The organism is Nitrososphaerota archaeon (assembly GCA_016872055.1).
In the GTDB taxonomy this organism is placed as follows: Archaea; Thermoproteota; Nitrososphaeria; order Nitrososphaerales; family Nitrosopumilaceae; genus Nitrosotenuis.
Genome location: VHBH01000001.1, coordinates 256,543 through 277,535, shown reverse-complemented (window position 1 = coordinate 277,535; position 20,993 = coordinate 256,543). Strand labels below are relative to the sequence as shown.

Below are 20,993 nucleotides of genomic sequence, written 5' to 3'. Positions count from 1 at the left end.
TTACACGTTTTCGATGATTTCTTCATTGGCTGCACTGCCGACATGTATTGTAGTAACTCCTATGGCGATATGATTTCCAACAATCTCAGCAAAGTCTTGTCTGAAAACTATGAAACACTAGTCGCAACTATGCTTTTACTATCCAGTCGTACCCTTTTTGCTCTAATTCTTGCGCAAGGCCTGCATCGCCTGACTTCAGAACCTTGCCTTGGGCAAACACATGCACATAGTCCAGCTTTTTGAGAAAATTAAGAATTCTCGCATAATGAGTAATCACTATGATCGTGGCATCTGGTGTGGAGACGTCATTGATTGCTTTTGCAACTGCCTGTACTGCATCAATGTCGAGTCCCGAATCAGGCTCGTCTAGAATGGATACCTTTGGCTTTAGTACTGCCATTTGGAGTACCTCAGATCTTTTCTTTTCTCCTCCGGAGAATCCTTCGTTTAGATATCTACCCAAAAAGTCATCCCGCAGTCCTACTGTCTGCAGGTTTTTCTTGAGATAGTTTTGAAATTCTCTAACCGTGATGAACACCTCTCTATTGCCGCTTTGCAGCGATTTGGATAGAGCATTGTATGATGTTCTAAGAAAATGCGAATATCCTACACCCGACACTTCGGTTGGATACTGGAATCCCAAGAATAATCCCTTTTTTGCCCGCTCATCAGTTGATGCTTCTGTTACGTCATCGCCATCAAAGATAATTTTTCCTTGCGTTACTTCGTATTTTGGGTGTCCTAGTAGGGTGTATGCCAAAGTAGACTTGCCAGAGCCGTTTGGCCCCATGATAGCATGGACCTCTCCGGGACCAGTCTTTAGGTTGACTCCTTTGAGAATTGGTTTTCCCTCTCTTTGTACGTGCAAATCGACAATTTCTAGGACTGCCATATTTTCGCATTGTTTTTATTGTGTATATAATCCCGATGAAATTTAGCTAGTCCTAATCTAAAAAAACAAAAAGAAAAAGAGTTAGTTTTTGGCAAAACTCGGTCTTAGCGTCAGATTCAGCTTATACCCTGAAAGAATCTCTTTGCACCTGTTTCGAATCGTGACTTCGGTTACACCCGCAACGCTTGATACGTCGCGCTGTAGAACGTTTTGCCCCAAAAGAATTGAGGCAATGTACAGATAGGCAGCGGCAATTCCGTTTGGTGCCTTACCATCTGAGACGTTCATGTCCTTTGTCTTTTCTGCTATTTCCAAGGCAAGTCTCTCTACTCGAACATCCGTGCTGGTAAGATTCGAGATTTTGGAGATGTACTTGTCCATGGTTATGACTGGTGCTGTGACTGAGCCTAGCTCCATGACTAGCATGCGGTAGTACTTGGCAGACAACTTGGTCCTCATTTTGAGGTCCTTATTTGATCCCGTACCGGAACAGACTTCTTCAAGTGATCTTACTACGTTGCATTGCTTGCACGCCATGTAGATTACGGCAGCTGCAATACACGCAACAGATTTTCCCTTAACTTCCATGTGGGAATTAAGATTTCTGTAGATCATCGACGCAGTCTCCAAAACATTTCCTGACAGTGTCAGGGATTGGCATGTGCTGCCTATCATGGACAGAACGTTTGCAAGTCGTCTCTCTTTTGGAGATGAGACTCGTACTCGTTGTTGCCACTTTCGAAGGTTGTGCATCTGGCTTGCGACCTGGTAATTGATTGTTTTTCCAGAAAAGTCCTTTGTAGATATGGAAATCTCTGTTGCAATACCAAAGTCGTGTTGCGAAAAAGTTGTTTGTCCGCTTGCGCGTGTGAGCTTTGTTCTTTCCTCAAGGCTTGAGCTTTTTGACTCTGGACCATAGTCGGCCAGCTGTTCCATGACGACTATTCCGCACATGGAACAGATTCGCTCTCCATTATGAACATCATCTACTAAAGATGATTTGCATTCTGGGCAGCAAGTTTCTAGTTCTGTGATATTCATCTTCTGTATCTCCTTGATTTATTTCGCTTAATCACAGGCTCATCAAGGAAGTACACTTTGGCCCCGACATATTTTCTAATATTGTTTGTCAGCGATATGGCAGACGCAAACGGCGCAGACACAGGACCGATTAGTTCTGTGACCTTGCCGATTTTTCTACCGGAATCGTCGCAAACATAGTCGCCTTCATCTAGAGGCCTAGTCAACTTGATGATGACTCGGCCACTACTGGCTAAGTGCATAATTTCCCCTATCTCCTGCAATTGTTTTTCAAAATGAATCTCAGCTAATCATAGACTTTTGTCAACTTTACTTTAGCTTGTAGCTAGGGTCGATCTTATTTTGACTGTTTGACACGTTTTGATACCATTTTCTCGGAAATCTTGGCAAGAATTTTTCCCTTGGGTGTTGTTTTTGGTACTACAATGTATCCTGACCTGACAAACGCCCGTCTTGGAAATCTTGCCTTTTCATTGGATTCTTTTAGTACTAGGCCTGCATCGGTTGCAGCATCTTGGAGTTCTTTTAGGGATGGATCGAAAATGCATTTTTCTTTTGGTAGTCTTCGTCCAGCCCGAATTGTTAGGTTCTTGTTAAAATAATCCAGCCAGATTACGACATGTTCGTAATCTTTCATTTAATCACTTAATCAAAATCGCATTTACTTGTCCGTGTTGGCCAGGTCTTGATACAACACGACACTTGCCGTCTTCAGTTTCTAGAATTGCGCCTTTGGAAATTACACCACGCCTTTGATAATCACTGTTTGTTGCGTTTTCTAAAACCTTGAGGATCTTTGTCTTTTTCACCTTACCACCTACAATTGCCAAGTTAACAAAACCAGCTTTCTTTAGTCCTGTCTTTGTGTGGTTTGCACGGACTTCGCGTGTCACGGTTACTTGCTCACCCATTACTGCCTCATTTGGGAATCTATCCATGTCATATTTTCTTCTAGTCTTTAGTGGGACGCGTCTTCCGCCAGTAATTTTGCTTGTTGCAAGATTTTCGACTGATCTTTTCACAAGTCAGAGTCTGGAATACTCTAATTTATACACAACGCCACAATCCGGAGCAAATCTAGGCTTGCTGCGTGATTGGCTGTGATATTGGAGTGGATTTTCGTTTCTTGAATAGAATCTGCTTTAGGATATCGGTGTCTCCAGATATTCCAAAGTATTTTTGAAATTTTGCAGTTGTGGTGAAAATCTTGAGTCTTCCAACATTTTGGTGTAATATGAAATCAAGCTGTTCAAGCTCTTTTAGGTGGGAATAGACACCGCTACCTCTTGTCTCTACTAGGTGTTTTGAGGAAATTGGTTGCATGTATGCGATGTATGATAATGTCTTTAGAGTGGCTTTTGCAAGAATTGGGCGCGAGGCAAACTTGCGCACCGTATCGTTTAGCTCAGGTCTTAACTGCATCACATACGAGCCATCAGGTAAAGTGGCTATCTCGATAGCCCTAAATGCAGACTTGGTCTTTTTTTCTATTATTCCTAGTAATGTCAGGGTTTTCGTTCGAGATTCCGTGCCTGATGCCTTGATTAATTCTTCTACTGTCAGAGGCCTTCCAGCAGAATACAGGGCTGCCTCTAGTCTTGAGGTTGCCTCGACTTCGTCCTCTATTTTCATGTCGTTACCTCACGCAGTATTGTAATTTTGATGTCATCACCTGCCTGTTCTAGGTCTACTTTTTGATCTCTGGCTAGGAACAAGATGGCAAAAAAACACCTAATTGAATCAGTAGTGTCCAAATCCGCAATTATTGTATGCAAAAAGCCAATCCCGTCTGGGCCGAGCTTGCGCAGTATCAATTCTTCATATTTACCAATCAGGGATTCTAATGATACGAAATATTCTTTAAAGTCGGGTGCCTCTATTGGCTCGAACTTTAGCTGTCCGCCTTTTCTTGATCGTGGGTTTGCAATTGTTCCAATCAAGTTCTCAAGCAGGTCCATCAGCTCTTCCAGTGTTACTGGATATGTCGACTCGTGGCGATATGGAATGTTTAGCAGCTGTATGTCGACGTCTGTTCTCTGCGAGAGTGGCTTTTTCTCCATTGCAGCCTTTTGCAGCGCAAAGATTCTCTCCACCTTCATTCTGTGAATCAATGACGATGATAGTGCGGCCATTCCTGCAACGCGCAAGTCCTTTTTGTCAGCCTTTTTTAGAATTCTAATTAGGATTTCAAGAATCTGGATGATGTTTATCTCCCAAACGTCTTTTTTTATGACTGTATTTGGGTTAAACAAAATGTTTACTGGCGCTTGAGAGATGTTTTCTGATTGGTTCTCACTCAATAAGTAAGAATTCTCATTTGTCTACTAATACATGAAGGCTCTACTTTTTTGTTGTCTCCAGTCAACTAACTCTTATATTCTAATCACTTTTTCTGTGTTCTGATGAAGGCAGCCAGAATATTGGAACCAAAAAAGGCACTAGAGATATCCGAAGTACCTAAACCAACACCGCAAGGAACCGAAGTACTAGTCAAGGTCAAAGCGGTAGGCGTTTGCCACAGCGACTTGCACCTCTGGGAAGGCGGATATGATACTGGCGATGGTTTCATGAAGGTAACCGACAGGGGCGTCAAATTCCCAGTCATCCCAGGACACGAAATTGTGGGCACCGTGTCTGAAATAGGAAATGCAGTTCAGGGAATAACAGTAGGTGATAATGTCTTAGTATATCCATGGATTGGATGCGGAAACTGTGTCGCATGCCGAGTGGGAAATGACAATCTTTGCGATACTCCTCGCTCTTTGGGTGTTTTTCAAAACGGTGGCTATGCAGAATATGCACTGGTTCCACATTTCAAATTCCTAGCCAAAGTAACGGGAATTGATCTTGACGCAGCAGCTTCTCTTGCTTGTTCTGGCCTTACGGCTTATACTGCAATCAAAAAGTCAAATGCTACATCACAAAGCAATATGGTGATTTTTGGCGCAGGCGGCCTGGGATTAATGGGTGTCCAAATTGCAAGGGCAATTACAAACGCAAATATCATAATTGTTGATGTTGATGAGACAAAACTCCAAACCGCGAAGGAGCTAGGCGCGGATCATTCCGTGAACTCAAAGGATCCTGAAGCAGTTCAGAAAATAATGTCACTGTGTGGGGGTAAAGGCGCAGAGTGTGTAATTGACTTTGTAAACGCGCCGCCGACGGTAAAGATGGGTCTTGCAGTCATTCGCAAACGTGGCACAATGACATTGGTCGGACTATTTGGTGGCGCAATTGACCTATCCTTGGTATCAATCCCACTAAAGGCAATCACCATCCAGGGCGCATACACTGGAAACTATAATGACATGGTGGAATTGCTGAATTTGGCAAAGCGTGGAGTAATCAATCCAATCATATCTAAAAGATATCCGTTATCTGAAGTAAATGTCGCACTAGAGGATCTCAAGTCCAGGAAGATTTTGGGCAGAGCAGTCATTAATCCTTAGAAATGAAGAAAATCGAAGCGATAATTCGCGCACAAAACTTTATTGAGCTCAAAAGCAGAATTTCAAAAATAGGCGCATATCTATTAGTCAAGCAAGAAATAAACAACAATGAAATTTTTGAAAATCAACACGGCTCTAAAATAGGAAGCACAAATGTCAAGAGCATACCTCTGGTCAAAATTGAGCTGGTAATTCCAGACGTTGATGCAAAAAAAGTAATTCGAATTATCTCTGAATCATCTGGCATAAAACCATCTAATGGTGGCAAAATCTTCGTCTCAGAGATGACTGAAATTGTAGACATAAACACATTAGAAGGAGAAAAAGAACTTGAAGTCACAACTCCAACCAAGCGAAGCAGACTTGTCCCACTACAAAAATATACGCTGACTAAGGTTGAAGAGTTTTACGAGCAGAACAAGGTAATGTTGCTTGAAAATTACAAAATCAAATCGTTTAGCGACTTTGTTAATTTTTGCATCCTAGAATACCTACCAGAATTGCAGCAAAAATTCAGAAAGATGTCTTATGATCTAAACTCAGTCAGGTTCTAGACAAGACCTTTCTTTTTTGACTGAATGTCAATTACATCATCAATTGTGGAGACAAAGATCTTACCGTCTCCGCTAGAGCCGGTGCTCGCCGTATTTAGTATTGTGCTGATTATCTGATCTACTCTAGAATCCTCAACAATAGTGATTATTGTGGCTAGTTTGTTGTATTCAGCTACTCGTGTACTTGTGCCACGAGAACTTCGAAGCGATGGCCTTATTCCCTTACCCCTCCCCCTGACTTCAATTGTCGTAATTCCGGTAACGCCTACCTCTTCTATTGCAGAGACTACCAAGTTAAGACTATTTACTGGGATTATTGCCTCTACGCGCTTCATGATTTTATGATCTCTCAATAATACTAAATCATTTTGCTTTGCTCGTATATGGATCTGTATCTATATAGCGAACTATAGAATATGTAGAAGACATTTTTATCACATGAGCTTTGAGCACTCTCATGGGTCAATGGTTATCGTGGGTAAAGTCAAACGAAAAAGAGATTCTGATAATTTTGGATAATTTGGCAATCAAGGCAAAAGAGACTGCAGAGCAGCTTGTTAGTCTGCTTACTAATATGGATAAATCCGATCAATACCAAGAGGAAATCAAAAAACTAGAGCGAGAGGCAGACGAGCTTACTCGTTCCATTTTTGCAGAACTAAACAAGACCTTCATTACTCCTCTAGACAGAGAAGACATTCAGAGAATTGCTTCCAAGACAGACGATGTAATTGACTACATCGAAGGAATTGCAGGCAGGATCAAAAGCTATCACGTGCAAACAGCACCCCCATACATGTTAGATATAGCAAAAGAACTACTAAATGCCATAAAAGAAGTTGAGATCCTCATATCGCGACTTAAGGAAGTTAAGGCAGACAAATCCCTCATTGATCATTGCCGAAAAATCAGCGATATTGAGCATAACATTGACGATCTGTACAGAATAGCAGTGGGAAAACTCTTTGAAACAAATGACGCAATAACCATAATTAAGCTTAAAGATATCTACGAAGCAATCGAGTCTGCATCAGACAGATGCCTTGATGTTGCAGATGTAATTGAAGACATCGTTCTAAAATACACATAACCATGTATGAGCTTGCAATAGGTGCTATAATTGCGGCACTGATATTTGATTTTGTTAATGGTTGGAACGATGCTGCAAACTCTGTTGCAACAGTAATTGGGACTAGGGTCTTAAAGCCAATACATGCTGTGCTTCTGGCAGCAGCTGCTAACTTTGTTGGACCGTTTTTGTTTGGCGTTGCAGTTGCAACAACAATAGCAAAAGGAATTCTAAATCCGGAAGATGTCACAGTTTACATGATAATTGGGGGACTTGCGGGAGCAATATCTTGGGCCGCAATATGCACATATTTTGGTATGCCAATATCAGTGAGCCACTCTCTCATTGGAGGATTAATTGGTACGGGATTAGCCTCAGTTGGTTATGAAAAACTACTCTTCGATGGTATGTACAAGGTGCTAATTGGGATTATTGCATCGCCACTTGGCGGTCTTTTGATTGGAGTCTTGTTTACAACTGCGCTGATCACCATGTTTGCAAAAAGAAAACCAGGACCTGTAAACAAGGTCTTTGGTAAACTACAATTGGTTTCATCGGCTTGGTTTGCAATAACCCATGGAGCAAACGACGGGCAGAAAACAATGGGAATAATTGTGTTGATACTGATGGCGGAGGGAATCATCACATCTTTTGAAGTCCCCATATGGGTTATTCTGTCGGCCGCATCTGCAATAGCCGTAGGTACTTTCATTGGCGGGTTTAAGGTAATCAAGACCCTTGGCATGAACATTGCTAGATTGCGACCGTATCAAGGCTTTGCTGCAGAGACAGGAGGTGGAATCATACTGGCAGTATTTGCATCACTTGGAATTCCTGCAAGTACTACCCACGCAATTACTGGTTCAATTATGGGTGCCGGCGCTACAAGAAGAAAACATGCAGTTCGCTGGAAGGTAGGTAAACAAATTGTTGTAACTTGGCTGATAACAATTCCTGGAAGCGCTGCAATTGCATATGTGTCTACTATTGTTATACACTGGATAGTGGGTGCATAATTTTCATCATATATGTTCAATCGTTAAAAAACTAGTATAAAATAAAACATAACCTAAAATTTTTTGTGTTCTGTAAAATATTTTCTAAAAGTAGTTCAATCCAATTCCGCAAAAGACACATTTGAAAAGTCCAAGTAGTTCACCATAACACCTGAAGAAATCTTAGATCTTTCGTAATAGTTGATGACAGTAAGGCTATCGTTCTCAAAATACAGGGATATTTGACCAATCTAGGTATTCCAACACACGCCGGCTTTACACTGGAAATGATGGGACTGACAGAGAACGTTTTACCCAAAAAGTTCCTATGTTAGGATTTTCTGGGGAATTATACGTCTATTTTTGATGTAAACGAGGTAAATTCGACATTTTATCCAATACCTAATGATATGATAGTGAAAAAATGGCACTTCGAAACACAAAACCATTTCAAGTTCACATCCAAGCTTTCACAAATTATAACACTGATAACAAATCGGTAAATATCTCGCCGAATCTGGAGCGGCGTTACATCGATGAATTTCCTTGATACAAAATTTCTCTTATATGCTGTGCAGCTTTGAACCCTGTTCCTTCATGCATTCTGATCTTAATTTTTGTAAGCTATGAACTCAATGCGCTCTAAAGTATTTCCAGTTCCCATCTCTCATTTACCCATGCCCCAATCACTTTGACTGGAAGATTCCAAGACTTTATTGTAGAGACGGCTACTCTGATTTGTTCGATGTGTTCTTGTCTTGACACTGGGTTTCCTGCACAATCATGGTGTCCTGACACTACGATTATCTTTGATCCATGCGCATTGACCGAAATTGAAGCCTTGGCCTTGAGCTCTTCTATCTTGTCTGGGTTGGAAAACATCTTGTCGACACCAGGTTCTGTTATGGTGTCTACATAATCGACACCGTAATTTTTCTTTAGCCATTGTGTTATTGGCATCTGAATTCTTCCGTCAATGCAGCTTATCGATGTGCAAAACTTAGAGTCCATAATTCACTTGTTGGCAAAACGGAGTTATAAACTAAATTTGGAAAAAGGAGTGTAGTCCCAGCCGAAGGAATTGAACCTTCGACACTCCGGTATCTGTGTGCCTAGTAGGCTGTGATTTTCAGTTAGCCGATGGCCAACCACTACAGCCGGAAGCTCTACCAGGCTGAGCTAGGCTGGGACAAAAAAATTCGCCAATGTTTGTATTAAATAGGTATTGTTAGAGGATCAGAAAATTTTGCGCAAAACTCACTGTTCTATAATTGCATAGATCAAAAAACTGTTAAATAATCTTGAAAGGGAATTTTTTCAGTGTCAGAAGCAACATCTGATGGTTATGTGTGTATTCCATACATGCACGACCATCAATCTGTAGAGATCAAGGATTCCTGGCAGGAGGCAAAAAACATAGAAAATATGTATTTCGCGACTGCCACATTCTCTGAGGACAGCAAGCAATATTTTCCCACATATGCAAATCACTATCTTATCGCTAAATTCAAAGATGGCGTCAAAATAAAAAAGGAGCTTGAAATAAACCATCAACAAAAGACCTCCTTTGTCTTTAACACAATAGCAGATCTCTTTGAACGTGACATAGATGGAATGATGAACTTTGTATCCGTGTATTATTTGGAATATTTAAAATCCGATGAAGACCTGTCGGAACTTGCAACAACTGTATCTAAAAACGATCTGGTAAGTAAGGCAACAACAGGAAATATGGAGTCATTTTCATCCGAACCATCAAAATTCGAATTCCCCTACAAGAACAACATCGTGGTATTGGAGGTATCAAGCCAAAAAAGCCACCAAAGTGTAAACAAGCACTGTGAGCAAACTAGACGAAATGTTTGTAGAAAAGGACTCACAATGAATAATCTAGTCGGATTGTCAATTCTAGAAAAACTAAAGTGATCTTCATAAATATTAAATACCGTGCATAAATTGTTCAGACTATGAGCAAGCCTGCAGACCTTGGATCACTTAAGATCGGCTCTTACATTCTATTGCCGGTGGCTGACCAACCAACCGGTGAGCCGTGCAGGATTATCGAATATGATACTAGCAAGCCAGGAAAACACGGTGCAGCAAAAGCAAGAATTGTCGGAGTTGGAATCTTTGATGGACAAAAAAGACCACACGTAAGCCCGGTTTCAATGCAGGTACACATACCACTAATTGACAAACGCTCCGGACAAATCATCTCAATTACCGGCGAACAAGTCCAGTTAATGGACAGCGAAACATTTGAGACAATAGATGCTCAAATGATTGACGAGGAAGTTCAAGGCAAGCTCGAGCAAGGTCAGACAGTGGAATACTGGAAGGTCATGGAACGTACCAAGATAATGAGAATTAAGAGCTAGTTACTAATACTACAAATTAAATTTTAAATCGGGTCCTGATGATAGGGCGGAAAAGCCATCTGATTGTTGATGACGATTATGAGTATTGAAGGACTCTAATATTCAATATACCATACAATGACATGAATCTGGCAGCACTATTCTCTGGCGGAAAGGATAGCACATTTGCAATTTATCGGGCACAAAAAATGGGACATGCTGTAAAATGCCTGATTACAATCATGGCGCAATCTGCAGACAGTCATCTGTTACACCATCCAAATATTTCGGCAACAAAAGTACAGGCGCAATCAATGAACATTACGCAGATCTTACTAGAGTCAAAATCTGACAAGACTGAGGACGAATTGGAGCTGTTAAAGCAAGGGCTCACTCGGGCAAAAAAGGATTATTCTGTTGAGGGTGTGGTCCATGGCGGAATACTATCAGAATTTCAAAAGGCGAAATTTGAAAAAACAGCGCATGATCTAGGCCTTGAGGTAATTACACCAATCTGGAAAAAGGATCAAAAACAATACATGAAGGAATTACTTAACGCTGGCTTTGAGTTTGTCATATCTGCAGCTTCCTGTGATGGATTGGATGAATCTTGGGTTGGAAAAAAAATAACATTGCAAAATCTTGGCGAATTAATACAAAAATCGGAAAAATTCAAATTCAATTTGAGCTTTGAGGGAGGCGAGGCAGAAACGTTTGTGACCAGCTGTCCAATTTTTTCTAGCCCAATAGAAATTATTCAATATGAAAAGTTCTGGGATGGATATAGAGGAAGATTTGAAATACTGGCTGCAAAGATGAAAAATAATGCTAGATAATCTCAAGACAGGCCTTCGGGCAGCAATCAAAAAGATAGTCAGCTCATCCGGAGTGGACGAGGAGCTAATTAAGCAGCTTGCAAACGATGTTCTAAAGTCACTACTTGCAGCTGATGTCAAAATTGATCTCGCACTGAGAATAGCAGAAAACCTTAAGCAACGCTCCATTAACGAGACTCCGCCACCTGGACTGTCGCGCAAAGATCACATTATCAAAATTCTATATGACGAGCTAGCAGGATTGTTGGGTAAAGAAAACAATTTCGAATTCAAGCCAGGTAAGCTAAACAAGGTATTGATGCTTGGAATCCAAGGAAGCGGAAAAACTACAGTTACCGGCAAGATGGCGAAATTCCTCACAAAACAAGGCTACAAAGTAGGAGTGATTGGTGCTGATACCTATAGGCCTGGGGCACTAGTCCAGCTAAAGACAAACTGCGAAAAGTCCGGAGTCGAAGTATATGGGGAAGAAAACAACAAGGATGCGCCCGGTATAGTCAAAAATGGCCTAAAACACTTTGAGAATCATACCTTAGATATCATGTTAATTGATACTGCGGGTAGACATAAGGAGGAAAAAGACCTACTAGATGAGATGAAAGAGATAGGCAAGGTAGCGGAGCCGGATCTTGCACTGCTTGTTATAGATGGAACAATAGGACAGCAATGCTACAACCAAGCAGAATCATTTCACAAGACCGTCCCAGTTGGCGGCATCATAATTACAAAACTTGATTCATCTGCAAAGGGAGGTGGAGCACTGGCAGCCTCTGCGGCAACCGGAGCCAAGGTAATGTACATTGGAACAGGCGAGCGAATAGATGACCTAGAATTATTCTCACCTACCAGATTTGTAGGTAGATTGCTTGGAATGGGCGACATACAGGCTGTCCTGGACTTGGCAAAGAGGCTGGAAAATGAGGCGGATGATGTCCGACTAAAGAGAATTTCTAGCGGAAAGATGAACATGGATGATTTCTATTATCAGTTGGAGGAAGTATCAAAGGTAGGCTCACTCAAGGGATTTTTGGAAAACATGCCTGGCATGTCTGGAATGGTAAAAGAGGATCAGATAGATCAAATGGAAACTAGAATCCAACGCTGGCGTTACATCATCCAAAGCATGTCAAAGGCAGAAAAAGCAGACCCTGACCTGCTAAACGCGTCAAGGATAAAGCGAATTGCCAGGGGCTCTGGCTGGCCGGAACACGAGGTAAAGGAATTGCTCAAAAATTACAAAAACTCCAAGGGTATGATGAAGGCGGCCAAGGGTAGACAGATGCAAGGATTTTTGCGCAAAATGGGAATGGGATAGGCAAACCACTAATAGTCATATTATCAGATTTTTGTCATTGGCACAAGACAAGTTTGTATCGGTATTAATGTCATCAAAAAAAATCCTATCCGAATACGATCTGTGTGATAATTGCCTTGGCAGGATGTTTGCAAAAAAACTAGGCCTCTCGTCATACAGACTTCTTGGAAAAAAAATCCACAAAAAACTAGGCATTCAAAACAAAAAATGCCACATTTGCAAGAATGTCTTTGACTCTCTACACTATTACATTGAAAAGATGCAGAATTCCTCATCGCAGTACCAATACAAGACGTTTTTGGTAGGTGCGAAGCTAAGACCGTCGGTTCTGGACAGGGACGATCACATCAGATCCCAGTTCAAGTTAAAGGGAATTGATGGAATAAAGACAAGCATTACACGAGAGCTGGCCAAACAATTTTCTCGTAAAGCCAACAAAAGGCAAAACCAGGCCGAGCCGGACCTAACTTTGACAGTCGATTTTAAGACAGAATCCTGCGAGGCTCACTCTAAATCGCTTTATTTCTCAGGAAGATACACAAAATCAACTCGCGACATTGCGCAAAAACAGAAACCATGTTCAAATTGCCTTGGTAAGGGATGCGTTAGCTGCAATAGGCACGGCATGACAGAGTTTGACAGCGTAGAGGGCATTATCTGCAAGTATTTTTTTGACAAGTTAGGCGCAGCCCAGGCAAAGATAACTTGGATTGGCGGAGAGGACACTACAAGCCTTGTCTTGGGCAAAGGAAGGCCGTTTTTTACTAAGCTTCTAAACCCAAAGAAAAGAAAACTCACACTTTCAAAGACAATTTCCTCTGGCAAAATCAAAATCCATAACCTCAAACAAATACCCAAGATTCCGCAGGGGCCTATCCCATTTCTATCCAAAGTAACACTTTACATCACTGCAGAAAATCCGATCACCCCAGATAGTCTTGCAAAGCTTGATGGGCTTGCAGACAACACGATTGCTATCTATGAAAAGTCAGGCAAACGATCGGAAAAGAAAATCCACTCTGTAAAACATGCGTTGACGTCACCAAATTCCTTTACATTGGAGCTAACAATTGATGGGGGAGTTCCACTAAAGCATTTTGTGTATGGCGATAACATTTTTCCAAATGTCTCTGATCTGATTTCAATAAAATGCACTCTAGAGAAATTTGATTTTGACCAAATACATATACGCTAAGGCTTTTTACATGTCCCGCCAGAGTCATACCGTTGGATCAGCTAGTAAAGGTAAGGGAGGCATACCAAAAAGGAATTCTGCCTCAGAACATACATGCTACAATAAACGAGAGATTTGAGCTCGTAACTGAGGGAATAACGCGAATCGAAAAAGCTTCCGGTGCAAAATATCCGATATCCTACGTAGAGCCGTCTGTAATTTTGACTAGCGGCTCAGACATGTCGTTTCAATACGGAATTTTATTTGCAAGGACGATTCCTGTGTTCTTTGAGGAAAAATTTCAGGTAATGATCCAGATTTCTGCGCCGCTTGTGGCGTTTGGTCTCAAGGGAACAATTCATGCCATTTTGGCGCATGAATTTTTGCATTATATAGAATTGATTCGCAAAATATCTAAGATGGAATTACTATCCGACGAGATATCCTCGAATTTATTTGAGAGTACATATGCCGATAGTACAAGATTATTTGAGCCACGGGCGGTATTCTCAGACCAAACCCTGCTTACACACATTACAAAAAAGTTTCCTACCGGGTTTAAGGACTATAAGCTGGAAGACAAGACGGAAAAACTCTGGATTGCAAAACAACTCCCAGTCACAAACGTGGCACTTGATTCCAACACTGTAAAACTTTCTGCAGAATCCATGTCAAAGGTTACAATAGACACATTGTTGTTGCAAAAAATCCGAGAATACGAAGATAAGGAATCCAAACTGCGAAAAAAGACACTCTACTGATTAAACTCAGTCAGACCGCACTTGCCGCAGGTCTTTCTGTTTTTGTGCTCTGACATGAACACACCCTTTCCACATCGTGAGCAGATTTTTCTGATCTTAGTTGCGTTGTCGCCTACAATTTTATAGTATGCTGCAACGCCGGTTGACTTTGCTGCCTTTTTTTTGTCTGCCATTATGAGCTAGCCTCTGCTGGTGTTTCTGCAGGAGCCTCTTCTTTTGGAGCGGCTGCCGCAATTGCTGCCTTAATCTTGTCTAGTCTCTTGAAAATGGTTGGGTTGACCTGTTTTTTTGCCAACGCTTCATCGTCATAAACATAAAAAGTTCCCCGGACAGTTGGTCTGCCTGAGTGGCTTTTCATAGAAATTGGTATGATTATCTTACCGTCAAGCTTAAACTGCTTTGAAATCATGTCTGCGGCGTCTAGCTTTTTGAGCTTGCCTGCCAAGCCTGGAAACTCGCACACTATCTCTCTTCTTGAGAGAAACGTATTGTTTACATCGCTTACTACTTGCATAGACATGTATTCTTGCCTCGTTTTTCTATTTCATATAAACCATTACTGGAAATTCGCGAAGAGATTTAAGAAAATTCAGCATTTGTCAATTGTTGGACAGATTCATGCTGCATCTGAGGAACACTGGATTTTCTCCATCCGATACAAGCCAGCTTTTGATGCAAGCTAGAAGCCTTGGAAAAGACTGTACAATACGCGACTGCCGGGTCTCTACAAAATACGTCGAGTTTGACGTATCAATTGACAAATCAAAAATGGATGAGCTGGTTGGTAATCTAAAACCAATTGCGCCTCTGGATCACGCAAGGCTGGCAATAGCAGAACATATCCCAAAGGAAGAGGCAATCCAGCAAGGTGTTTCTTACTTTAATGACGAGCGGTTCTGGGAGGCGCACGAAGTTCTGGAAGGAGTCTGGAAGAAATGCTACGAGGATGAAAAAGACCTAGTTCAGGGAATTATTCTGGTAGCTGCAGCCTTTGTACATTTCCAAAAGGATGAAAATTCTATCTGTCTTTCTGTTTTGGGTCGGGCCAGTGATAAGCTAAAAAATTCTTCTGGATCATACCATGGAATCAATATGGATTTGATTAGACAAAAGCTGGATGCAATTAGAGATTCTGGGAAAATTTTGCTGTTTACTATATGATCATCTGGATTGCCGTCTTGACTACCTGAGCGCCTTCAAGCAGTCCAATACTTCCTATTTTTGCATTGTTTTCCGTGTATCGCGTGGTGTTGTCCTTTTTGACCATGTCTCCTGAAACCAAGACCGGAACAGGATCGTCAGAGTGACCCTTATTGATACATGGAGTGGAATGATCAGCAGAGACAACAATTGCGACCTTGCCAGTATCGATGTTGTCTAGCAAAGTACCAAAGAACCTCTTGTCAATTTCCTCAATATTTTTCATTTTCCCAATTGCATCGCCGTCGTGGCCAAACTCGTCAGGTCCCTTTAGATGTACGTAGATAGCATTTTCTGTCTCCATTGCCTTTGCTGCAACGCGGGCCTTTTCCTCATAGTCTGTCAGGCCTCCCGCGCTAAATGTGCGCATCTTGAGTACTTCAGCTATGCCGATTTCTACTGGCATGTCAACAATACAGGAAAATCTCATTGAATACAAGTCGTTGATTGGCACTACCTTTGGGTAGTGGTTGCCCGCATCGCGAAGTAAAATAGAGTTTAGAAGCTTCTTGCCCTGCAATTTTCTATTCTTGTTTGTCTCACTCTCTCGTAAAATCTTGAGTGATTGTTCTGTGAATTCATTTATCAACTTGGCAGTCAATTCGGAATTAGGCAGCTGATTTAGAGGAAGACATCGCTCTATTTTGAGATAGTCGCCTACAGCTTTTGCGATTCCCATACCGTCCACCCGCGAATATGCAGGATCGGTGTTTGTTATATCTGATGATAACTGCTTTCCCTCACAGCGAATCCTGACTACCACTCGATGCCCAATTGTGGGCGCAACTACTACCGATGCGCCAGGATCTGAGAATTTTATTTTATTTTCAATTTCCCTTGATACTTTAAGTGCGTCTTCTTTTTCGATTTTGCGTCCGGCGCGCCTGTCTACTATGATATCAGAATCATCTAATGTTGCAAAGTTTCCGCGCAAAGCTAGGTCGCCATCCTCAAAGTCAATTCCAGTTCCTATTGCCTCTATTACTCCGCGTCCTGCGTATTCCGAGTGCTGGAACTTGTAGCCAAGCATATTGAAAACTGCAATGTCCGATTCCGGTGCAATTCCCTTTCCTACTGATATGACTTCCCCCATTGCGCCGTTTTTTGTCATTTTGTCTAGATTTGGTGTCTGTGCATAATCAAGCGGGGTTGTGTTTTTCAGATCCGGATGTGGTAGATCCCCGACTCCATCAAGCAAAACGTAAACCATTTTGACTTTGAAATTGTCCGCCAAACCAAATCCCCTTTTGAAATCTGATCCAAGATCACTTTAAACTTTCAGCTGACCCAAAATCAATTCGCGATCCTTGAAAAGGTTTTATGATACACGTATTCATAGTATCGAATATGGGGAGCATGCGAAAGGACTACATCTCTGAACGATTTGTAATTGTCTCCCAAAATGACGATAAAGTCATCGATTCAAAAAAATGCCCCTTTTGTCCTGGAAACGAATCTATGACAAACCCATCATTGTTGTCGCTTGTTGCCAAAGACGGAATGCTGCAAAGACTCCAGGACTCTGAGGACAACTACGTTGAGAACTGGACGGTTCGTGTCTTTGAGAGCAAAAATGCGGCAGTCACAGTTGCGGCAGAAAACTCATACAGCGAGCGACCTCTTTATTCCGAGCCAGCATACGGCTACCACTATATTGTTGTGGCGTCTGAAAAGCATAAGGAATCTCTGGCAACAATATCTGTAGAACAGTGGTCCAATATCCTAGTCGTAATCCAGGATAGGTTAAGATGGTTGTACACCCAGCGTGGTGTTACATACGTTTCAATTTACATCAACCATGGTAAGGAGGCAGGAAGTGTAACGGCGCACCCGCACATCAACATGGTGACATTTTCCACAATTCCACCACTAATAGAATCCGAGGCGGAATCCTCGCATAGGATCCTTAACGAAAAGGGAGCCTGTCCGCTATGTCAGACGGTAAACACCGAGACTGGCGGACCAAGGCAGGTGCTTCAGACTGAAGGGTTTTTGGCTTTCTGCCCGTGGGCCCCATCACACCCATACGAATTCTGGATTTGCCCAAAAAAACACACTACAAGTTTTTCAAAGATAACCCAAAAGGAAATCAATGATCTTTCTCTGATTTTACGGGCAACACTTGGCGGACTCTCAAACTCGCTCAAAAATGTCTCGTATAATCTAGCGTTCCATCTGTCGCCGGAAAAGAAAAACAGTAGACAGATCCACTGGCATATTGAGGTATACCCGCTCACATCTGCATGGTCTGGCCTGGAACGCGGATATGGTGTGTTCCTCAACTCGATTACGCCGGAAAAAGCGGCGGAGCAATTGGGTGCCGCATGCAGAAAAGAACTTGCAGGCCTAGTTGGGATAATCTAACCGTTTATTTATCTAAAATCATTTTTGTGTATTATGGCGGGAATTGAAAAATATATTGCGATTGCATCGCTTGGACTCTTTGCAATGTTTGCAGGGGAAGTCAACGTATTTTACAATTACCTGACAAACCCAAACGTAGAGACGGAACCAGAGGCAAAATTGCTAATGTACATGTCAATTGGCGTAGCACCTGCATCCGTGATGGCAGGTACTGCGTTTATCATGTCAAAAAGATATGGCTCGCGACAAATAGGAATGCTGATTGTTGCAGGCGGCGCAGTATTGCTAGTTGGAATGATAATTGCAAACTCGATCGTGCCAAGAATCGATGTTAACTATAGAATCTCAACTGTTGAGCTGGTCCCGCCATTGTTCATGTGGATCTCTATTGCGGTAATGGTAGCAGGCGCCGTACTGTTCAGGACAAAAAAGCGACCAATCAAGGAATTCTTCTAGTGGTCGTATCGCATTCCATTTGAATGCCTAGTAAAGCCCAGCTTTTCATAGAATGGCTTGATAATATCATCGCAGTCCAGAATGGTTTTGTAGCAGCCTTGGCTTTTTGCATAATCCAACACTGCACGAATCATTATCACACCCATTCCCTTTGACTGGAATTCCTTTGAGACCACAACATCCTCAATGTGGCCTACCTTACCACCGTCATGGATGAATTTTTGCTCAATTAGGAGTGTCGTGGAGCCGATTATCTTTCTATTATACTCTGCAACAAAAATCACATGGTCTGGGTTTTTGCCTATATTCTCTAGGATCCGCCTTGCCTTTTTTCTGTCAATATTACTTGCTATTCTAAGTGAGTCAAGCGACTCTAGGAACCCATTGTCAAGATCCGACTCGATGATTCTGCGAACTAGAATATCAGACATTAAATCTTGCCAAGCTTTTCCCTAAATTCTTGATGTGCCTTTTTGTAGGATGCTCTGTCTCCAATGTCAATAAACCCATTTTTGATGATAAAGCTGCCGATGTCCTTTTTCCTAGCAAGTGCCTTCTTGATGACGTCATCCATTCCGTATGGCTTTGCCTGGGGAATGTACGAGAAAACTCCGGGCTCCATAGCATAACACCCGATGTTGATGTTTGCCTTGATCTCTGGCTTTTCATTCCATGCCGTTACCTTGCCAGACTTGGCAGTCTCTATTATTCCGTATTTTAGGTTGGTCTTGTACTGGTGAAGACTCATTGTGATAAATGATTTTTTTACCTTATGCTGTGCAATCATTTTTTTAAGATCAAAGTTAAACACGGAATCCCCATAAACACACACAAAAGTATCATCGACAAATGACTCGGCGGTCTTTAGCTGACCAGCAGTGGCAAGTGGCCTGTCTGCAATTGCATATTCTATTTTGACTCTAAATCTGGATCCGTCTTCAAAATAATCCTCGATTGTCTTTCTCAGATAGCTGACACACAGAACAATTTCGTCGACCTTGTTGCACCGAAGCCATTCTATAAGGTGCTCTAGCAGTGGTTTTTCTCCCAGTGGCAACATTGGCTTTGGCAAAAACGTAGTGTATGGCTGAAGTCGCGTTCCGAGACCGCCTGCCAGAATTACTGCCTTCATAAAATTATACCAAAATACCAAGTATTTATGCACAATTACACAAAGATCTTTGCGCCTGCTACTAGAGATTTTTTGCCAGTTTCTGCAATACATCGGATGGTGTGGTGCCAAAGACAATGATCATTGGCTCTTTTCCAAAATCTCCCCTGTGATATATGATGTCTGGCGGGGTTGAGAGATTTTGTATTGCTTGGCCGACTCCCCAAGATATGGATGAGTTTTCTTTTTTCCTGTTGGATTTTGGTTCCTGCAGTCTGTTGTAGCTTGCAATCTTTAACCTAGATCTCGCGAACTTTTTGATTGTGGCCTCGTCGTATTTTATGTTGACAGCAGATCTTATCTCGGGAAATTTTTTCTGCATTGTAAGAACAGCAGTTGCCACGTGTCTTGAGCCTCCATATTCCAGGCTTCCGGCTGTTATGGCTTGGACACCTGCCCGTACAATTCTGCCAGAGATTCCCAAAACATCCGAGCCAGTCCTTGCCTTTGGTCTTGCAAAGACAAAGTTTGTCTGGCATTCTGGAATATGGGTATGGATTTCCTTTAGGTTTTCAAATTTTTTAATAGACTCTGCAAGCTCGGACTGGATTTGATCCTGACCAGGCCTTGTAATTTTTAATCCGCGGCCAAGTCGCCGTGCGGATTTTATGGAATCATACGTGAACTGTTTTGCAAATATGGAGGAATCAAAAATGTTTTTTTTCCTTGCAATGTGTGATGATACCGCAATGGCAAAATTGCACCCGCTACCGTGGTTTTGCACAGGCAGTTTTTTGCCCGGAATTGACTGGTGTCTTGTCCCGTCAAAGACGAAATCGCTGACTTTACCCTTCTCGAGGGCGTGGCCGGTTATTATGATGTTTTTAGCGCCAAGCTTGGTCATTGCCTTTGCAGCCAAAAGCAAGTCAGATTGTTTTTTGATTTTTACGCCTGAAATCAGTTCTGCTTCAGCAACATTTGGGGTTATAGTATTGCAAATTGGGATTAGTTTTTTTAGCTCAGAGATTGCATTTTTTTTTAGCAATACCCCACCAGTAGTGGATTTTATGACTGGGTCCAATATTATTGGAATCTTGGCGTTTTTCAATTTGGCATGAATTGCCTTGATTGCGGCAATATCGTACACCATCCCTACCGTGATTACATCCACATCAAAATCTGACAAGACAGAATCAATCTGCATTCCAATTGATTTTGCCGAGACGGGCTCTACATGGCTGAACTGCTTGGAGTTTTGTGCAGTGATTGCAGTAATTACGGAAAAACAATTTGCGCCAAGCACATGCGCTGCTAATATGTCGGCTTGTATTCCTGCACCAGAAGATGGATCAGAGCCGCCAATTACCAAAATATTCATTGAGATTTCATGGAGATTCTCTGAATTATAGTATTTGT

The 20,993-nt window shown here is 41.9% G+C and carries 29 protein-coding genes and 1 tRNA gene; 14 read left to right on the top strand and 16 right to left on the bottom strand.

Annotated elements, in window-relative coordinates; all coding sequences use genetic code 11:
• Window positions 1-127 precede the first annotated feature (127 nt).
• The 7 genes from sufC to FJ354_01560 all read right to left on the bottom strand — a co-directional run bounded on the left by sufC (window position 128) and on the right by FJ354_01560 (window position 4,233).
• On the bottom strand, window positions 128-892 hold the full coding sequence (gene sufC, locus FJ354_01590; protein ID MBM3905363.1) for a Fe-S cluster assembly ATPase SufC: 765 nt from the start codon (window positions 890-892) through the stop codon (window positions 128-130).
• 81 nt (window positions 893-973) lie between these two features.
• Window positions 974-1,933 carry a transcription factor IIB gene (locus tag FJ354_01585; GenBank protein MBM3905362.1) on the bottom strand — a complete coding sequence of 320 codons (960 nt, stop codon included), beginning with the start codon at window positions 1,931-1,933 and terminating at the stop codon, window positions 974-976.
• Window positions 1,930-2,196, bottom strand: a complete 267-nt coding sequence (locus tag FJ354_01580; protein ID MBM3905361.1) for a hypothetical protein — start codon at window positions 2,194-2,196, stop codon at window positions 1,930-1,932. Before FJ354_01580 ends, FJ354_01585 begins: the two co-directional genes overlap by 4 nt.
• Window positions 2,197-2,270: 74 nt before the next feature.
• Window positions 2,271-2,570: a hypothetical protein gene (locus tag FJ354_01575; GenBank protein MBM3905360.1), complete on the bottom strand. Its 300-nt coding sequence runs from the start codon at window positions 2,568-2,570 to the stop codon at window positions 2,271-2,273.
• A gap of 4 nt (window positions 2,571-2,574) precedes the next feature.
• Window positions 2,575-2,955, bottom strand: coding sequence for a 30S ribosomal protein S8e (locus FJ354_01570; protein ID MBM3905359.1), 381 nt, complete (start codon window positions 2,953-2,955; stop codon window positions 2,575-2,577).
• Window positions 2,956-3,010: 55 nt separating this feature from the next.
• Complete coding sequence (locus tag FJ354_01565; GenBank protein ID MBM3905358.1) at window positions 3,011-3,565, bottom strand: SMC-Scp complex subunit ScpB; 555 nt, start codon at window positions 3,563-3,565, stop codon at window positions 3,011-3,013.
• Complete coding sequence (locus FJ354_01560; GenBank protein ID MBM3905357.1) at window positions 3,562-4,233, bottom strand: chromosome segregation protein ScpA; 672 nt, start codon at window positions 4,231-4,233, stop codon at window positions 3,562-3,564. Before FJ354_01560 ends, FJ354_01565 begins: the two co-directional genes overlap by 4 nt.
• 102 nt (window positions 4,234-4,335) lie before the next feature.
• On the opposite strand from FJ354_01560, the gene FJ354_01555 reads away from it, so the two are divergent.
• Together FJ354_01555 and FJ354_01550 are read left to right on the top strand one after the other, a co-directional pair.
• Window positions 4,336-5,385, top strand: a complete 1,050-nt coding sequence (locus FJ354_01555) for a zinc-binding dehydrogenase (protein ID MBM3905356.1) — start codon at window positions 4,336-4,338, stop codon at window positions 5,383-5,385.
• A 2-nt stretch (window positions 5,386-5,387) separates the two neighbouring features.
• Window positions 5,388-5,939, top strand: coding sequence for a transcriptional regulator (locus FJ354_01550; GenBank protein ID MBM3905355.1), 552 nt, complete (start codon window positions 5,388-5,390; stop codon window positions 5,937-5,939).
• Here the strand turns inward: FJ354_01550 and FJ354_01545 are convergent.
• Entirely contained in the window at window positions 5,936-6,274 is a 339-nt protein-coding gene (locus FJ354_01545; protein ID MBM3905354.1) for a P-II family nitrogen regulator, read from the bottom strand. The genes FJ354_01550 and FJ354_01545 overlap by 4 nt on opposite strands.
• A 122-nt stretch (window positions 6,275-6,396) precedes the next feature.
• On the opposite strand from FJ354_01545, the gene FJ354_01540 reads away from it, so the two are divergent.
• The 3 genes from FJ354_01540 (at window position 6,397) to FJ354_01530 (ending at window position 8,506) form a co-directional block, all read left to right on the top strand.
• On the top strand, window positions 6,397-7,029 hold the full coding sequence (locus FJ354_01540) for a DUF47 domain-containing protein (protein ID MBM3905353.1): 633 nt from the start codon (window positions 6,397-6,399) through the stop codon (window positions 7,027-7,029).
• A 2-nt stretch (window positions 7,030-7,031) separates the two neighbouring features.
• The gene (locus FJ354_01535) at window positions 7,032-8,024 is read left to right on the top strand and encodes an inorganic phosphate transporter (GenBank protein ID MBM3905352.1); all 993 of its coding nucleotides are present in this window, start codon (window positions 7,032-7,034) and stop codon (window positions 8,022-8,024) included.
• Window positions 8,025-8,344: 320 nt separating this feature from the next.
• The gene (locus FJ354_01530) at window positions 8,345-8,506 is read left to right on the top strand and encodes a DUF72 domain-containing protein (GenBank protein MBM3905351.1); all 162 of its coding nucleotides are present in this window, start codon (window positions 8,345-8,347) and stop codon (window positions 8,504-8,506) included.
• A gap of 139 nt (window positions 8,507-8,645) precedes the next feature.
• Here the strand turns inward: FJ354_01530 and FJ354_01525 are convergent, their stop codons facing one another.
• Window positions 8,646-9,014, bottom strand: coding sequence for a hypothetical protein (locus FJ354_01525; protein MBM3905350.1), 369 nt, complete (start codon window positions 9,012-9,014; stop codon window positions 8,646-8,648).
• A 55-nt stretch (window positions 9,015-9,069) separates the two neighbouring features.
• A tRNA-Tyr gene (locus FJ354_01520) sits at window positions 9,070-9,192 on the bottom strand.
• A gap of 173 nt (window positions 9,193-9,365) precedes the next feature.
• Here FJ354_01520 and FJ354_01515 point away from each other — a divergent pair.
• From FJ354_01515 to FJ354_01490, 6 genes are all read left to right on the top strand, one after another.
• Window positions 9,366-9,929 carry a hypothetical protein gene (locus tag FJ354_01515; GenBank protein ID MBM3905349.1) on the top strand — a complete coding sequence of 188 codons (564 nt, stop codon included), beginning with the start codon at window positions 9,366-9,368 and terminating at the stop codon, window positions 9,927-9,929.
• Window positions 9,930-9,970: 41 nt separating this feature from the next.
• Window positions 9,971-10,381, top strand: coding sequence for a translation initiation factor IF-5A (locus tag FJ354_01510; GenBank protein MBM3905348.1), 411 nt, complete (start codon window positions 9,971-9,973; stop codon window positions 10,379-10,381).
• A gap of 122 nt (window positions 10,382-10,503) precedes the next feature.
• Window positions 10,504-11,196: a diphthine--ammonia ligase gene (locus tag FJ354_01505; protein MBM3905347.1), complete on the top strand. Its 693-nt coding sequence runs from the start codon at window positions 10,504-10,506 to the stop codon at window positions 11,194-11,196.
• Window positions 11,186-12,511, top strand: a complete 1,326-nt coding sequence (locus FJ354_01500) for a signal recognition particle protein (GenBank protein MBM3905346.1) — start codon at window positions 11,186-11,188, stop codon at window positions 12,509-12,511. The genes FJ354_01505 and FJ354_01500 overlap by 11 nt, the downstream gene beginning before the upstream one ends.
• A 67-nt stretch (window positions 12,512-12,578) precedes the next feature.
• Window positions 12,579-13,706, top strand: a complete 1,128-nt coding sequence (locus FJ354_01495) for a pseudouridine synthase (GenBank protein ID MBM3905345.1) — start codon at window positions 12,579-12,581, stop codon at window positions 13,704-13,706.
• Window positions 13,707-13,738: 32 nt separating this feature from the next.
• Window positions 13,739-14,446, top strand: a complete 708-nt coding sequence (locus FJ354_01490) for a hypothetical protein (GenBank protein MBM3905344.1) — start codon at window positions 13,739-13,741, stop codon at window positions 14,444-14,446.
• On the opposite strand, the gene FJ354_01485 is transcribed toward FJ354_01490, so the two are convergent.
• A complete protein-coding gene (locus tag FJ354_01485; GenBank protein MBM3905343.1) occupies window positions 14,440-14,619 on the bottom strand; it encodes a 30S ribosomal protein S27ae in 180 nt (59 codons plus the stop codon). The two genes, FJ354_01490 and FJ354_01485, sit on opposite strands and share 7 nt — an antisense overlap.
• Entirely contained in the window at window positions 14,619-14,966 is a 348-nt protein-coding gene (locus tag FJ354_01480) for a hypothetical protein (GenBank protein ID MBM3905342.1), read from the bottom strand. The genes FJ354_01485 and FJ354_01480 overlap by 1 nt, the downstream gene beginning before the upstream one ends.
• A 98-nt stretch (window positions 14,967-15,064) precedes the next feature.
• Here FJ354_01480 and FJ354_01475 point away from each other — a divergent pair, with 98 nt between their 5' ends.
• Complete coding sequence (locus tag FJ354_01475) at window positions 15,065-15,607, top strand: DUF309 domain-containing protein (GenBank protein MBM3905341.1); 543 nt, start codon at window positions 15,065-15,067, stop codon at window positions 15,605-15,607.
• Here the strand turns inward: FJ354_01475 and apgM are convergent.
• The gene (apgM, locus tag FJ354_01470; GenBank protein ID MBM3905340.1) at window positions 15,600-16,856 is read right to left on the bottom strand and encodes a 2,3-bisphosphoglycerate-independent phosphoglycerate mutase; all 1,257 of its coding nucleotides are present in this window, start codon (window positions 16,854-16,856) and stop codon (window positions 15,600-15,602) included. The genes FJ354_01475 and apgM overlap by 8 nt on opposite strands.
• 137 nt (window positions 16,857-16,993) lie before the next feature.
• On the opposite strand from apgM, the gene FJ354_01465 reads away from it, so the two are divergent.
• Together FJ354_01465 and FJ354_01460 are read left to right on the top strand one after the other, a co-directional pair.
• Window positions 16,994-18,010 (top strand): DUF4921 family protein, encoded by a 1,017-nt coding sequence (locus FJ354_01465; GenBank protein ID MBM3905339.1) that lies wholly within the window; start codon window positions 16,994-16,996, stop codon window positions 18,008-18,010.
• Between the two features lie 33 nt (window positions 18,011-18,043).
• A complete protein-coding gene (locus FJ354_01460) occupies window positions 18,044-18,466 on the top strand; it encodes a hypothetical protein (GenBank protein ID MBM3905338.1) in 423 nt (140 codons plus the stop codon).
• Here the strand turns inward: FJ354_01460 and FJ354_01455 are convergent.
• From FJ354_01455 to thiD, 3 genes are all read right to left on the bottom strand, one after another.
• Window positions 18,463-18,897, bottom strand: coding sequence for a GNAT family N-acetyltransferase (locus tag FJ354_01455; protein ID MBM3905337.1), 435 nt, complete (start codon window positions 18,895-18,897; stop codon window positions 18,463-18,465). The two genes, FJ354_01460 and FJ354_01455, sit on opposite strands and share 4 nt — an antisense overlap.
• On the bottom strand, window positions 18,897-19,598 hold the full coding sequence (locus tag FJ354_01450) for a nucleotidyltransferase family protein (GenBank protein MBM3905336.1): 702 nt from the start codon (window positions 19,596-19,598) through the stop codon (window positions 18,897-18,899). The genes FJ354_01455 and FJ354_01450 overlap by 1 nt, the downstream gene beginning before the upstream one ends.
• A gap of 61 nt (window positions 19,599-19,659) precedes the next feature.
• On the bottom strand, window positions 19,660-20,955 hold the full coding sequence (thiD, locus tag FJ354_01445; GenBank protein MBM3905335.1) for a bifunctional hydroxymethylpyrimidine kinase/phosphomethylpyrimidine kinase: 1,296 nt from the start codon (window positions 20,953-20,955) through the stop codon (window positions 19,660-19,662).
• Window positions 20,956-20,993: the final 38 nt, after the last annotated feature.

Coding starts and splice junctions, on each gene's coding strand:
- FJ354_01460 (MBM3905338.1), top strand. CDS start 18,044: ATGGCGGGAATTGAAAAATATATTGCGATTGCATCGCTTGGACTCTTT.
- FJ354_01510 (MBM3905348.1), top strand. CDS start 9,971: ATGAGCAAGCCTGCAGACCTTGGATCACTTAAGATCGGCTCTTACATT.
- FJ354_01545 (MBM3905354.1), bottom strand. CDS start 6,274: ATGAAGCGCGTAGAGGCAATAATCCCAGTAAATAGTCTTAACTTGGTA.
- FJ354_01450 (MBM3905336.1), bottom strand. CDS start 19,598: ATGAAGGCAGTAATTCTGGCAGGCGGTCTCGGAACGCGACTTCAGCCA.
- FJ354_01525 (MBM3905350.1), bottom strand. CDS start 9,014: ATGGACTCTAAGTTTTGCACATCGATAAGCTGCATTGACGGAAGAATT.
- FJ354_01485 (MBM3905343.1), bottom strand. CDS start 14,619: ATGGCAGACAAAAAAAAGGCAGCAAAGTCAACCGGCGTTGCAGCATAC.
- FJ354_01550 (MBM3905355.1), top strand. CDS start 5,388: ATGAAGAAAATCGAAGCGATAATTCGCGCACAAAACTTTATTGAGCTC.
- FJ354_01585 (MBM3905362.1), bottom strand. CDS start 1,933: ATGAATATCACAGAACTAGAAACTTGCTGCCCAGAATGCAAATCATCT.
- FJ354_01575 (MBM3905360.1), bottom strand. CDS start 2,570: ATGAAAGATTACGAACATGTCGTAATCTGGCTGGATTATTTTAACAAG.
- FJ354_01495 (MBM3905345.1), top strand. CDS start 12,579: ATGTCATCAAAAAAAATCCTATCCGAATACGATCTGTGTGATAATTGC.
- FJ354_01480 (MBM3905342.1), bottom strand. CDS start 14,966: ATGTCTATGCAAGTAGTAAGCGATGTAAACAATACGTTTCTCTCAAGA.
- FJ354_01565 (MBM3905358.1), bottom strand. CDS start 3,565: ATGAAAATAGAGGACGAAGTCGAGGCAACCTCAAGACTAGAGGCAGCC.
- apgM (MBM3905340.1), bottom strand. CDS start 16,856: ATGGTTTACGTTTTGCTTGATGGAGTCGGGGATCTACCACATCCGGAT.
- thiD (MBM3905335.1), bottom strand. CDS start 20,955: ATGAATATTTTGGTAATTGGCGGCTCTGATCCATCTTCTGGTGCAGGA.
- FJ354_01465 (MBM3905339.1), top strand. CDS start 16,994: ATGGGGAGCATGCGAAAGGACTACATCTCTGAACGATTTGTAATTGTC.
- FJ354_01515 (MBM3905349.1), top strand. CDS start 9,366: ATGCACGACCATCAATCTGTAGAGATCAAGGATTCCTGGCAGGAGGCA.
- FJ354_01505 (MBM3905347.1), top strand. CDS start 10,504: ATGAATCTGGCAGCACTATTCTCTGGCGGAAAGGATAGCACATTTGCA.
- FJ354_01540 (MBM3905353.1), top strand. CDS start 6,397: ATGGGTCAATGGTTATCGTGGGTAAAGTCAAACGAAAAAGAGATTCTG.
- FJ354_01535 (MBM3905352.1), top strand. CDS start 7,032: ATGTATGAGCTTGCAATAGGTGCTATAATTGCGGCACTGATATTTGAT.
- FJ354_01475 (MBM3905341.1), top strand. CDS start 15,065: ATGCTGCATCTGAGGAACACTGGATTTTCTCCATCCGATACAAGCCAG.
- FJ354_01500 (MBM3905346.1), top strand. CDS start 11,186: ATGCTAGATAATCTCAAGACAGGCCTTCGGGCAGCAATCAAAAAGATA.
- FJ354_01555 (MBM3905356.1), top strand. CDS start 4,336: ATGAAGGCAGCCAGAATATTGGAACCAAAAAAGGCACTAGAGATATCC.
- sufC (MBM3905363.1), bottom strand. CDS start 892: ATGGCAGTCCTAGAAATTGTCGATTTGCACGTACAAAGAGAGGGAAAA.
- FJ354_01455 (MBM3905337.1), bottom strand. CDS start 18,897: ATGTCTGATATTCTAGTTCGCAGAATCATCGAGTCGGATCTTGACAAT.